We start from the raw sequence: 12,300 nt of genomic DNA on the forward strand, positions 1-12,300 counted from the left end.
GAATGCGGGGTCTCGCCCGTCCCGCGACGGCGAAGTACCGTGTGCGCAGGGGCTTCAACAAGCCGTCAACGGGCCGGAGACGGGGGGCGCAACGATGACGAACGGGGTTCGCGCACAGCAACGGCAGCAGACGCGGGACACCTTGCTACGGGAGAGCAGACGGCTCTTCTCGAAGCTGGGCTACGCGTCCGTGGGGCTGTCGGAGATCGTCGGGGCGGCCGGAGTGACCAAGGGCGCGCTGTACCACCACTTCGACAGCAAGGCGGAGTTGTTCCGGGCCGTACTGGAACAGGTGCAGCAGGAGGTCGCCGCGCTCATAGCGGCGGAGGCGGATGTCCAGGAGGACGCCTGGGACCAGTTCACCTACGGCTGCCAGGCGTTCCTCAGCGCGACCACCGACCCCGCGATTCAGCGCATCATGCTCGTCGACGGGCCCGCGGTGCTCGGCTGGGGGGACTGGCGGGCGATGAACGAGGCCACCTCCGGCCGCCATCTGGCACAGGCTCTCGCCGTCCTGGTCCACGAGGGCACCATCCCAGCGCAGCCGGTCGCGCCGCTCGCCCATCTGCTCTCGGGGGCGATGAACGAGGCGGCGCTGTGGCTGGCGACGTCGGAGGACTCCGCCGATCTCACGGACGCCCGACAGGCGCTGGCAAGGATGCTTGAGGCGCTACGGGCGAAGTGAGCCCGCGCGCGCCGGCCGGAGAGCCGCCGGGGCGACGACATCGATACGGACCCCGTTGGGGTCGGTGATGACGAGGTGCTTGTCGCCCGGCCGCTCCGTCGCGCCGAGGGCGGCGATCCGGTCCCACTCCTCGGACATGTCGTCCACCGCCAAGGTGAGCCGCACCGCGCGCACCGGCCACAGGAGCGCCTCGGGCAGGGCCGGGTGGGTGTGGTCGAGCAGGGCGAGTTCGGGCTGTCGCCCGCCGGGGCGGCCGAGGGCGGCGTACCACCGGGTCGTGAACGTGGCGGTGAAGCCGAACAGTCGGTGGTAGAAGCCGCGGGACTCCGCCGGCCGCGAGGTGCAGATCACCGGACAGAAGCTGGTCAGCATGGGGCGCCATCTCCACTTCACGTACCAACGGTATGCGAATCGAACCTAATCGCGTACCGTTGGCATGTCAACTTGGCCTCACTCCCCCAACGAGCGGAAGCCGCCGAGGACATGACCGTACGCCGACCAGTTCAGCTCGCCCGGTCCGGTGGGCGCCCGCACCCACCGGGGCACGGCCAGCGCCGCGGCGTGCGTACGGTCCTGCGGGCCGCAGGACAGGTTGACGACGCTCCAGCCGACGGGCCGACCCTCTCCGCCCGCTCCCAGATAGTCCCGGTCCAGCCCCCGGCTGAGCCCGGTCCCCAACGCCTTCAGATACGCCTCCTTGCGTGTCCACAACCGGCAGAATTCCAGGGGGCGTTCGGCCCGGCGGACGCGGAGCAGTTCCGCCCGCTCGCGCGGATGCAGCCGCGCCAGGCACAGTTCGACCGTCCGACGGCTGGGCAGCCGCTCCACGTCGACCCCGACGAGTACGTCGGCGACCCCGATGAGTACGACGCCGGCGCAGTGGGAGAGGGAGAAGTACGGGCCACCAGGACCGGGGCCGGGGCTGGCGCCGGGGCCGCTTCGCACGTCCGGTCCGCCCGGTCCGCCCTGCCCGCCCGGTGCGTCGAGGAGGATCGGCCGGCCGTTCGGCCCGCCGCAGTGCGCGCACCGGTCACGGCCGAACCGGAGATCGCGGGGATGGACGCCGAGCCGCTCGCCCAGCAGCAGTCGCAGCCCCACGTGCGCGGCGAGATACGTGGACCGATCTTGCCGGTGGGTGAGGGACACCGCTCTGGCCCGCTCCCCCGCGTCGAGCAGGGAGAGCGAGAGGTCTTCCCGCCACGGCGGCGCCTGCCGCACCGCCCACACCCGGACCTCGCCCACCGGGCGCACCGTCGCTGCCATGTCGACCTGCCTTAGATCCGGCGGACGTGACGCGGGGGCGGACACCTCCACGCGGCGCGGCGGTGGGTGCCTCGTCGAGGCGGGGCGGCCGGGGTTCGGCCGGCGTCACTTCGTCGTGGCCGCCCCCGACGGCGTACTGACCGGCGTCACGGAGTCGGGGGGGGGGGGGGGGGGGGGGGGGGGGGGGGCGCGCGGCGGGGGGGGGGGGGGGGGGGGGTGGGGGGGCCCCCCCGGGGGGGGGGGGGCCGCGGGGGGGGGGCCCCCCGCCCGCGGGCCCCCCCCCCGCGGCGCCCCCCCCCCCCGGCGGGGGGGCGCCCCCCCCCCCCCCCCCCCCCCCCCCCCCCCACGCCGTAGGCCGACTTCGTGTCAGCCCTCCACCTTGACGGCGGGAACGACGCCGTCGGCCGGACCGTCGGCGCCCGCGGATTCCTCGCCCGCGCCGGTGGCCGGGAGCTTGATGACCACCGCGACCAGCACCGCGGAGGCGACCGCGACGAACGCCCCGATACCGCCGATGACGTTCATCCCGTCGGTGAACGCCTCCCGAGCGGAGCCGAGCAGGAGGGTCGCCACGTCCGAGGACAGACCCTCCGCCGCCTCGACCGCCCCGGCGAGCGTGTCATCGGCGCCCGACACCCCCGACGGGACGTCCACCCCGCTGCGGTACACCGCCGCGCCGAGACTGCCGAGCAGCGCGACGCCGAGCGCCATGCCGAGTTCGGTGCTGGTCTCCGAGAGGGCCGCGGCGGACCCGGCCTGCTCGGGCTGGGCCGATCCGACGACGATGTCCGTGCCCAGGGCGATGAGCGGGCCACCACCGGCGTAGACGAAGGCGAAGCCCGCCACGACCTGGGCGATACCCGACGAGCTGTCGGCCATGCTGAGCATCACATGGCCGACACCCGACACGGCGAGCCCGATGGCGACGACGTACGCCGGGCGGATCCTGCTCGCCGCCATCGGGGAGACCACGGCCGTCACGATCAGCGCGAAGGCCGCCGGCAGCAGATACAGACCGGCCTTCATCGGGGACAGTCCGCCGACGAGCTGGAGGAACTGAGTCACCATCAGATAGGTGCCGCCGGCCACCAGCATGCTGAGCAGCAGCGTCACCAGGGCCGTGAGGAAGGTGGTGCTGCGGAAGAGCGCGAGGTCGAGCAGCGGGCTCTCCAGCGTGCGCTGCCGGCGGACGAACAGCACACCGACCACAACTCCGACGACGATCGCCGCGAGCGGGACGGGACCGAAGCCGTCGTTGGCGATCTCCTTCAGGCCGTAGATCACCGGAAGGATCGTGGCGAGGGACAGCACCACGCTGATCAGGTCGATCCGGCCGGCGTCCTCGTCGCGGTACTCCGGCAGCAGGATCGGGCCGGCCACCAGCAGCAGACCCATGATGGGCACGCCGAGGAGGAAGACCGAGCCCCACCAGAAGTACTCCAGCATGGCGCCGCCGACCACCGGGCCGAGCGCGATTCCCACGGAGAACATGGTCACCCAGATCGCGATCGCGACACCGCGCTGCCGCGCGTCGGTGAACATGTTGATGATCAGGGCGAGGGTCGAGGGCATCAGGGTGGCGCCGGCGATGCCCATCGCGGCCCGCGCCGCTATCAGCGTGGCCGGGCCGTCGGCGAAGACGGCGGCCAGCGACGCCACACCGAAGGCGGCGGCGCCGATCAGCAGCAGTTTCCGGCGGCCGATCCGGTCGCCCAGGGTGCCCATGGCCACCAGGAAGCCGGCGATGAGGAAGCCGTAGATGTCGATGATCCACAGCATCTGGGCGGCGGAGGGGTTCAGGCCCTCGCTGATGTGCGGTACGGCCAGGTGCAGCACGCTCACATCGATGGACAGCAGCAGGGTGGGCAGTGCCAGTACGGCCAGGCCCAACCACTCACGGGGTCCGGCCTGCGAACTGGTGTCGGCGGTGGTACTCACATGTTTCCTTTCGGGGATGGTGCGCATCGGTGCCCGAATACGGTCATCGGGCGAGGGGGTGTGACAGGAACGGCTCCGACCGGAAGTGGTCGGGGCCGGGGACGAGGCGGGCGGCGACGGCCGCCGCGTTGGCGGGGGTGTAGAGGTAGAAGTGACCGCCCGTGAACGTCTGCCGGCTGAAGCCGCCGGACGTCTCCAGCGACCACAGGTGCATCCGCTCGTCGACGACGACCGGGTCGTCGACCGCGCCGAGCGCCAGGATGGGGACCCGGACACCGGACAGTGGCCGCCGGTAGGTCTCCATCGCCTCCAGGTCGGCGCGGATCGCCCGGAGCGACGACTGGACGAGGTCCGTACGGTCCGCGAGCCCGGGAGACATCCCGCCGATGTCCGTCAGATGCTCCAGCAGTTCCGTATCGGTCCTGCGGTGCGCGAACGGCGGCTCGCTGGGGAAGCACGGCGGCTGCCGCGCGGACACCGCCAGCAGGGTGGGAGGCAGCCCCTTGCGCTCCATGGCCCGGGTCAGCTCGTATCCGAGCACGCTGCCGAAGCTGTGCCCGACGACGGCGTACGGCAGGGGCTCCAGCTCCGCCAGACCGCGGACGAGCGCGTCGACCAGCGGCTCGACCCGGGTCACCAGCGGCTCGTTGATCCGCGTGCCCCGGCCGGGCAGTTGGGCGACGACACACTCCACGTCCTCGGGCAGCACCTGCCACCAGGAGCGGAACGCGGACGGCCACCCGCCGGCGTGCGGGAGCGCCACGACCCGGAACCGGGCGGGGGGCCGCGGCCCCCGCCCGCCGCCGGGCGTCGGACGCGCCCCGTTGCCCACCGTCATCCACCAGCCGCTCATCGCGGCACTCCGGCCTCGGGCACGGGGCGGGCGGCCAGCAGCGGGTGATGGCCCTCCAGGTGGGCGATCACCCGCTCCTGGTGGCGTTGGAGGCGCTGGCCCGGCAGATGTTCGAGCGAGTGCAGGAACGGGTCCTGAGGAGCCGGCAGACCGGCCACCGCGCAGGCCGTGCCCAGTACCAGCATCGGTTGGTACCACGCCGAGTAGCCGCCCTCGTGGGCGAAGACGACCTTGCCTCCCGTCAGTTCGTCGGCGAGCCGGCACATCGTCGATGTCATCGTGTGGAAGGTGCGGCTGGTGCAGAGCATCCGGCCCATCGGATCGTGGCCGCTGGCGTCGACACCCGCCGCCACCAGGATCAGATCGGGACGGAAGGCGCGGGCGGCGGGCTCCACGATCCGGTCCATCACGGCGAGATAGGCGCCGTGGCCGGAGCCGGCGGGCAGCGGCACGTTGAGCGTGCTGCCCGCCCCGGCGCCCGCGCCGGTCTCCAGCACGAGGCCGGAGGCCGCCGGGAACAGCCCTTCCTGGTGCACCGAGATGTACAGCACGTCGGGGTCCTCGTAGAAGGTCCGCTGGATGCCGTTGCCGTGGTGCACGTCCCAGTCCAGGATCAACACGCGCCGCGCCCCCCGGCGTTGGGCCGCGCGGGCGGCCACCGCCAGGTTGTTGTAGAGGCACAGCGCCATCGCGCGGTCCGGCTCCGCGTGATGGCCCGGCGGCCTCACCAGGCAGTAGGCCCGGTCGAACCGGCCCTCCAGTACGCCCGTCGCGGCCTGGACGCAGGCGCCGACGGCGAGCCTCGCCGCCTGCGCGCTGTGATAGTTGACGTACGCGTACACGCCCGCGTCGCCGGCGCCGGCCGCCGAGGCCGCCTCTACCCGCTCGATGTGGTCGGGGACATGGACGAGGAGCAGGTCCTCGTCCGAGGCGGGCGCCGGGGTGTGGCCGGTGAACCGGTCCATCACACCGGACGCCTTGACCAGCCCCTCGGCACGCCGGAGATCGGGGTCGACCGCGAACTGGCGCAGCGGCTCGACGCCCGGCCCGACCGGCACGTACCCCGATCCGGGACCGGGGTCGTGCCAGAAGCAGATCTCGTGGCTGTACCAGGCGAGACGGGAGGTGGAGGTGCTCACCAGCCGGACAGACTCAGCGAGGCCCGGCTTATGCCGGCGACCTTCTCGATGTACTGGAGGTAGTACTCGCGCTCCTCGTCGGGCGTGTGCTTGGTACGCAGCGTCGTCCCCAGGAGACCGAGCACTTCCTCGGCCTCGGCGGGTGTCAGGCGCCGGTCGCCGATCTCCTTCTCGACCGCGCGGATCCGTGCGGTCGGCTCCAGTACGCCGGACGCGTACTCGTCCCTGTCGGTGCCGTGGTTGCGGGTCGAGGCGATGGTCTTCAGGATCGCTCCGAAGAACGCCGTGGTGTCGATGTCGGTCATGATCGATGCCCCCTCGTTGCCATGCGGCGGTTGGCGTGCGGCGGTTGGCGGTTGGCGTGCTGTGTGTCCGTACCTGTGGACCGCGCTGTTCCCGTGGACCAATGCGTGCGGGCGGGTCGGTGTGTTCGGGCGGACCGGTGTGCGGGCGGACCGGTGTGTTCGGGTGGGTCGTTCCGTCGGACCGGTGGTCAGCGGATCAGACCGCACGCGCGGCCGGCCTTCTCCAGCGTCAGGACGGCCGCGTCGAGATCGGCGTCGGAGTGACTGAGGTTGACGATGGTCCGCAGCCGGGGCAGCGTCCTGGGCACGGCCGGGTAGACGATCGGCTGTACGAAGAGCCCGTCCTGCTGGCAGAGCCGGGCCATCGTCCCCGCCTGATCGGCACTGGTGCAGATGATGGGCACCACCGGTGTCTCGCTGGCGAGGGTGTCGAAGCCCAGGGCGCGCAACTGCTCGCGGTAGCGGGCCGACTTCGCCCGCGTGTCCCGGGTGAGGGAAGGCGCGGCCTCCATCACCTCTATCGCCGCCTTGGCCGCCGCCACCTGGGCGGGAGTCACCGCGGCGGAGAACATCCAGCCCCGCGCGTTGTTCTTCAGCGCGAAGATCAGGTCGCTGGACCCGGCGACGTAACCGCCCGCGCTGGGCACCGTCTTGGAGAGCGTGCCCATCTTGACGTCGACCCGTGCCGGATCGATGCCGAAGTGCTCGGTGATACCGCGCCCGGTGTCGCCGAGGACACCCAGACTGTGTGCCTCGTCGACCATCAGCGGAGCGTCGTACCGCTCGCACAGCTCCACGATCCCCGGGAGATCGGCCACGTCCCCGTCCATGCTGAAGACCGCGTCGGTGACGACCAGCCGGCCCGCGTCACCGGCCTTGCGCAGGGCGCGTTCCAGGTCGGCGAGGTCGTTGTGGGCGTAGGTGATGACCGTCGCGCCCGACAGCCGGTAGCCGTCCAGGATGCTGGCGTGGTTGTAGACGTCGCCGATGACGAAGTCGCCGGGGCCGACGAGAGCGCCGACCGTCGCCACGTTCGCCATGTAGCCGCTGGAGAAGACGATGGCGTCGTCGGTGCCGAGGAAGCGGGCGAGCGCCAGCTCCAGTTCCCGGTGCAGATGCAGGGTGCCGGCCAGCAGCCGCACCCCGTGCGCGCCGGTCCCGTGCCGCTCCACCGCGCGCAGGACCTGGTCCTCGATGTAGTCGTGCCCGATGAGCCCGAGGTAGCTGTAGGAGGCGAAGTTGAGGAACCAGCGGCCGTCGAACTTGATACGGGGGCCGGTGGCCTCCTCGATGACGGGCTCGTAGAAGTACTCGTCCTTGGCGACGATCAGCCGGTCCTCCGTCGACAGGGCGTCGATGCGCCGGTCGAGGAACCTGCCGTGGGGGGCGTCGGCGAGCCGGCCCGGCAGGGTCCGGCGCGGAACACGGTCGGCGGCCGGGGCGGCAATCGGCGACGGAGCCGGGGTCAGGGCCGGGGCCGGGGCCGGAGCCGGGACAGAGAGCGCGGGCCGGGCCGCCGGGGCGGGGCGCGGTGACACCGGCGGGGGCGCCATGGCGGGCGCGGCGTCCCTGAAGCGGTCCCAGTCGGGGACGAAGGAGTCGGCGGCGGCGGACGGGGTCGGCTGCTGCGGCACCGCGATGTGCGGCGTACGGGCGGCGGGCGCCAACGGTGCCTGTGGCGCGGGAACAGGGACGGCGACGGGGGCGGCGACACGTGCGGGGACGGGCACGGGCACGGGGGCGGACGCCGGGGCGGTGCGCGGCCCGGCGGCCGACCCCGCGGCCGGGGCGGTGCGCGGCAGCGATTCGAGGTGGGCGAGCAGCGCGCCGACGTTGGTGCGCTCGAAGAAGACCATGGGGTCGATGTCGAGCCCGTCGACGGTCAGCGCCGCAGCCAGCTCGACCGCCATCATCGAGTCGAGCCCCAGCTCCAACAGGTCGTCGTCGGCGGACACCCGGTCGAGATGCAGGACGTTGGTGAGCGCGTGGGTGAGTGACGGCCAGAGTCCGGATTCCTGAGTGACAGCGGTCATGGGTGCATCCTTCGCTTGAGCGGCGGCGGACAGGACGTAGTGCGCGGGCGGTCGGTCCAGAACCGTACGGAGCAGATCGATTCCGTCATCGGCGGTCAGGGCGGGGATGCCGTGCGCGGCGGCCTTCGGCGCGACGGACTCCCCCATCCCGACGGTCCACAGGCCCCAGCCGAGGCTGTACCAGGGCCGGCCTTCGGCGCGTTGGCGGGCGGCGTAGCCCTCCAGATAGGCGTTGGCGGCGGCATAGGCGCTCTGGCCGAGATTCGCCCGTACGGCGGCGACCGACGAGAACAGGGCGACGAATCCCGGCTGTTCGTGCTCGGACATCAGGTCGGTGAGCGCGTGTACGCCGCCGATCTTGGGCCCGAGGACGGTGTCCACCTGCTCGGGCGTCAGGCTGCGCGCCAGCCCGTCGCGCAGGACTCCGGCGGCGTGGAACACCCCGTCGTAGCGTGCGGCACCGGCCAGGCTCTCGCGCAGTGAGCGGACGTCCGCGGCCAGGACCGTGAGGTCGCAGCGCGCCCCGAGCCGGTCGAGGCGGTCGCGAGCCGCTCCTTCGTCCGGCACGGTGCGGCCGACCAGGGTCAGATGGGCGCAGCCCGCGTCCGCGAGGGACTCGGCGACGCGCAGGCCGATCCCGCCCATGCCGCCGGTGATCAGGAAACGACCGCCGTCGTATCTCACTGGTCGCGACGGCCGGTCGGTGGTGGTGTGCGTGGGCTGCGGCTGTACGGAGGGCTCGTACCAGGCGCCGTCGCGCAGGGCGAGTTCCGGCCGGTCCCGGGCGGGTGCTTCCTTGAGGACGGCGTCGGCGTCGTCGTCCGGGCCGATGTCGATCAGCCGGATCGCGGTCCGGGGATGCTCGACGCGCAGCGTACGGCCGAGGCCCCACAGGGCGCTCATGAACGGGTCGACGATGTCATCGGCCGCCACCCGGTGTGCGGCGGTGGTGACGATCAGCAGGTCGGACATCGGCGGGCGCGCAGCGAGTCGGCGTACCAGCGCGAAGACCGCTTGAAGGGCCTCCGTGACCTGTGCCGCACCGCTCGGTCCGCGCGGCGCCACATATACGGCGTCCCGGAAGGCGGTGTCGTCGGGCAGCGTGTCGAGGCCCCCGGCGGACAGCTGCTCGGGCGTCAGATGTACGTCACCGTCCCGGAGACCGCGCGCGTGCGGGGCCACGATCAGCGCGGGCCCTTCCGGCGCGGCGGCCGGTTGTACGGGGGTGAGGTCGGCCTCACGCCAGACGACGGTCTCGATCAACGGGACCGCACGGGGCGCCGGTTGGGGTGCGAGTTGGGGCGTGGGGCGGTTCGTCGGTGGGTTCGTCGGTCTCTGCGTCGGTCGGTTCGTCGGTTCGTTCGTCAGTTGATTCGTCGGTCGGGATTCGGCGGGCGCCGCCGAGGACGCCGGGACCTTGGCGGCCTTGAGCGTGATGCGGTCCAGTTCCAGCAGGACCTCCCCCTGCTGGTTGCAGACCGTGGCCCGCCCCTTCACGGCGCCGCCCTTGCCCCCGGCGTCGCCCGGCTCGTCCCGCTCGACCAGGGCGATCACCGTGCCGGAGATCCTGCGGCGGGCCACGAGCCGCCCGACGTACCAGGGCAGACACGCCCCGGCAGCGCCCGCGTCGAGCATCCCGAGCGCCTGGAAGACGCTGTCGAGCAGCGCCGGCGGTACGAAGGGCGGAGCCGACGCCGTACTCGCATCGTCCCCGGCCCGCAGCATCAGCAGCATGCGGCCCGAGCCCCGGTGCGCGGAGCGGATCACCTGGTACGCCGGCCCGTACGCGATCCCGCTCGCCTCGCGCCATGCGGCCACGTCCGACAGCGGTATCCGCTCCGTGCACCCGGCCCGCAGCGCGGCCACGTCGACATAGTGGGGCGGCGGCAACGGACTGCCGGAGACCCGGGCGGTGCTGTGCACGACGGGGACGCCGTGTCCGGGCCGTACGGAACGGAGTGCGCAGTCGCCGTCCTCGGCCGTGTGGACCTCGATCCGCGCCTCGGCGCCCGCGACGAGCAGCGGTGCCCGGAAGGCGATCTGTTCCAAGGTCCACCAGCAGTCGGGGCGCCCCGCGTCCCAGGCGGACAGCATGGCGTCGATCTGCGCGGCGGCGGGCAGGACCGGGATGCCGCCGATCCGGTGGTGGGAGACCAACGGATCGGCAGCGCTGAGAATCGAGCTGACACCGCTCATGTGAGTAGGCCGAATCTCTCGGTGGCTTGGACGAGACCGTTCACCTGAATCTCGACGGTGTGCTCACCCGCGTAGTACTTGCGGGTCTGCACCTCCTTGATCGCGTGGGTCTTCTCCAGGGACCGCCGCTCCCCCGGGCCGAGTTCGAGGGTGGTCAGCTTGAAGACCTTCGGGATGCTGCGTCCGTTCTTGCGCACGTGGTGCACCACGTAGTCGACCGCGATGCTGTGCGAACGGCCGTCGGTGTTCTCGATGTCGAAGCTGATGACGAGGGTGTCCCCGATGGTCACCGTCTGCGGGGTGATGCTCAGCCGGGGGACGCGGACGTGCTCGCCGCCCGTGGCCCCGAGAATGGCCAGGGCCTGCTGATCGCCCTTCTTCACCAGGGTGCGCAGCCCGTGCTTGACGATCCAGTTGGTCTCGGGGGTGGGGCTCTCCGCCAGCCAGCGCAGCGCGGTGTCGAGTGCGAGCTCGGGGGCGTCCTTGGAGATGTCGTTGAGATTGTTGGCGACGGACTTGCGCACGTACTCGGAGGGGTCGCTGCGCAGTGGTTCGAGGATCTCCAGGACCGGCCGGGGGTCCTTGACGAACACGGTCAGGGTCCGGGCCCAGGGCAGCCGGGAGCGGATTCCCTCGGTCGCCAGGCGCCGCACATTGTGGCTCGGGCTCTGTGCCCACAGCGCGACGCGCTCCATCGTCGGCGCGTAGTGCTGTTCGAGGTAGGGCCGGATCGCGTACTCGCCCGTGTGCCGCCTGGTGATCTCCTCGATGGCGTCGAGTGACTGGTCGGGGTGGTCGAGGCCGTACTCCTCGACGAATCGCGCGACCGGCATCAGGAACCAGCTGGAGTTGAACATGCCCTCCCCTTCGGCGAGTTCGTCGCCGAGGACGGTGAGGAGGATGGGCAGGGCGTCGGTGTAGTCGGCGGGCAGACGCGTACGCAGGCCCTCGGCCAGGACGAGGACGCGGTCCTTCAGTTCTTTGCCGGGGATGCGCGACTCGACCTCTGCCGCGTAGTCCGCCACGTCGAACTCGGGATGGGCGGCTTGGATCTTGTCGCCGATCAGGCGTGCCGCGTCGCCGTTGAAGTGTCGCTTGAGTCCGTATTCGCTAGCCATGGTTCAGGTGCCTCTTCGTCTCGTTCTTGTGGTTCGACTCGTGCTGCTGGTTCGACGTGGTCTCGGGCGGGCCGGAGGAGATCCAGAACCGCTGTCGGTTGAAGGGGTAGGTGGGGATGGTGGCGGTACGCCGGCCCGTGCCTTGGTGGAGCCCGGCCCAATTGAGGTCGGCGGGGGTCTGGTTGACGTACGCGGCGAGCGCGGCGTGCAGTTGGACCTGGTCGGTGCGGTCGCGGCGCAGCGTGCTGAGCCAGACGGGCTGGGTCTCGCCCCACGACGCGCGGGCGAGCGAGGTCAGTTGGGGATGGGAGCCGATCTCCCACACCGATCCCACACCGATCTCACTGAGCGCGGCGACGGCCTGGCTGAAACGGACGGGTTCGCGGATGGCGCGTCCCCAGTACTCCGGGTCGGTGGCCGTCTCGGCGGTGTGCCACCCCCCGGTCACCGTCGAAGCGAAGCCGATCACCGGGGCTGCCAGTCTCCTTTCGGTGATCGCCTGGACGAATGGTTCGACCGCGCCTTGCATCGAGGCCGAGTGGAACGCGTGACTGACCGTCAACTGCTGTGTCCGCAGACCGGAATCCTGACAGAAACCGGACACCGCGTCCGCCGGACCCGAGATCGTCACCGATCGACGCGCGTTGAACGCCGCGATCTCCACCCCCGGATACGCACCCAACACAGCCAGCACAGCCTCCGCATCCGCATGCACCACCGCCATCGCACCCACACCCGGCCGCGACTCCATCAACCGCCCACGCACCGCC

The 12,300-nt window shown here is 71.8% G+C and carries 10 protein-coding genes; 1 reads left to right on the forward strand and 9 read right to left on the reverse strand.

What is annotated here, in order from left to right:
• Window positions 1–94 precede the first annotated feature (94 nt).
• On the forward strand, window positions 95–685 hold the full coding sequence (locus tag ACFYNU_RS37925; protein ID WP_356596963.1) for a TetR/AcrR family transcriptional regulator: 591 nt from the start codon (window positions 95–97) through the stop codon (window positions 683–685).
• Here the strand turns inward: ACFYNU_RS37925 and ACFYNU_RS37930 are convergent.
• The 9 genes from ACFYNU_RS37930 to ACFYNU_RS37970 form a co-directional block, all read right to left on the reverse strand.
• Window positions 671–1,078 carry a VOC family protein gene (locus tag ACFYNU_RS37930; RefSeq protein WP_356596965.1) on the reverse strand — a complete coding sequence of 136 codons (408 nt, stop codon included), beginning with the start codon at window positions 1,076–1,078 and terminating at the stop codon, window positions 671–673. The two genes, ACFYNU_RS37925 and ACFYNU_RS37930, sit on opposite strands and share 15 nt — an antisense overlap.
• A gap of 57 nt (window positions 1,079–1,135) precedes the next feature.
• Window positions 1,136–1,948, reverse strand: a complete 813-nt coding sequence (locus tag ACFYNU_RS37935; RefSeq protein ID WP_356596967.1) for a 4'-phosphopantetheinyl transferase superfamily protein — start codon at window positions 1,946–1,948, stop codon at window positions 1,136–1,138.
• A 366-nt stretch (window positions 1,949–2,314) separates the two neighbouring features.
• The gene (locus ACFYNU_RS37940) at window positions 2,315–3,886 is read right to left on the reverse strand and encodes an MFS transporter (protein ID WP_356596971.1); all 1,572 of its coding nucleotides are present in this window, start codon (window positions 3,884–3,886) and stop codon (window positions 2,315–2,317) included.
• Between the two features lie 43 nt (window positions 3,887–3,929).
• The gene (locus ACFYNU_RS37945) at window positions 3,930–4,739 is read right to left on the reverse strand and encodes a thioesterase domain-containing protein (protein WP_356596973.1); all 810 of its coding nucleotides are present in this window, start codon (window positions 4,737–4,739) and stop codon (window positions 3,930–3,932) included.
• Window positions 4,736–5,878, reverse strand: a complete 1,143-nt coding sequence (locus ACFYNU_RS37950; RefSeq protein ID WP_356596975.1) for a class II histone deacetylase — start codon at window positions 5,876–5,878, stop codon at window positions 4,736–4,738. The genes ACFYNU_RS37945 and ACFYNU_RS37950 overlap by 4 nt, the downstream gene beginning before the upstream one ends.
• Window positions 5,875–6,183, reverse strand: coding sequence for a hypothetical protein (locus tag ACFYNU_RS37955; protein ID WP_356596977.1), 309 nt, complete (start codon window positions 6,181–6,183; stop codon window positions 5,875–5,877). Before ACFYNU_RS37955 ends, ACFYNU_RS37950 begins: the two co-directional genes overlap by 4 nt.
• 188 nt (window positions 6,184–6,371) lie before the next feature.
• Window positions 6,372–10,412, reverse strand: a complete 4,041-nt coding sequence (locus ACFYNU_RS37960; RefSeq protein ID WP_356596979.1) for an aminotransferase class I/II-fold pyridoxal phosphate-dependent enzyme — start codon at window positions 10,410–10,412, stop codon at window positions 6,372–6,374.
• Complete coding sequence (locus tag ACFYNU_RS37965; protein ID WP_356596981.1) at window positions 10,409–11,530, reverse strand: DNA alkylation repair protein; 1,122 nt, start codon at window positions 11,528–11,530, stop codon at window positions 10,409–10,411. The genes ACFYNU_RS37960 and ACFYNU_RS37965 overlap by 4 nt, the downstream gene beginning before the upstream one ends.
• Window positions 11,523–12,300, reverse strand: a 778-nt coding sequence (locus tag ACFYNU_RS37970) for an acyltransferase domain-containing protein (protein WP_388768631.1), incomplete at its 5' end; no start/stop codon positions are given. The genes ACFYNU_RS37965 and ACFYNU_RS37970, both read right to left, overlap by 8 nt.

The organism is Streptomyces sp. NPDC006643 (genome assembly GCF_042870175.1).
Classification (GTDB): domain Bacteria; phylum Actinomycetota; class Actinomycetes; order Streptomycetales; family Streptomycetaceae; genus Streptomyces.

What these genes read in the sequence shown, in the direction of transcription:
- ACFYNU_RS37955 (WP_356596977.1), bottom strand. Translation starts at nt 6,183, where the DNA reads ATGACCGACATCGACACCACGGCGTTCTTCGGAGCGATCCTGAAGACC.
- ACFYNU_RS37925 (WP_356596963.1), top strand. Translation starts at nt 95, where the DNA reads ATGACGAACGGGGTTCGCGCACAGCAACGGCAGCAGACGCGGGACACC.
- ACFYNU_RS37965 (WP_356596981.1), bottom strand. Translation starts at nt 11,530, where the DNA reads ATGGCTAGCGAATACGGACTCAAGCGACACTTCAACGGCGACGCGGCA.
- ACFYNU_RS37960 (WP_356596979.1), bottom strand. Translation starts at nt 10,412, where the DNA reads ATGAGCGGTGTCAGCTCGATTCTCAGCGCTGCCGATCCGTTGGTCTCC.
- ACFYNU_RS37935 (WP_356596967.1), bottom strand. Translation starts at nt 1,948, where the DNA reads ATGGCAGCGACGGTGCGCCCGGTGGGCGAGGTCCGGGTGTGGGCGGTG.
- ACFYNU_RS37945 (WP_356596973.1), bottom strand. Translation starts at nt 4,739, where the DNA reads ATGAGCGGCTGGTGGATGACGGTGGGCAACGGGGCGCGTCCGACGCCC.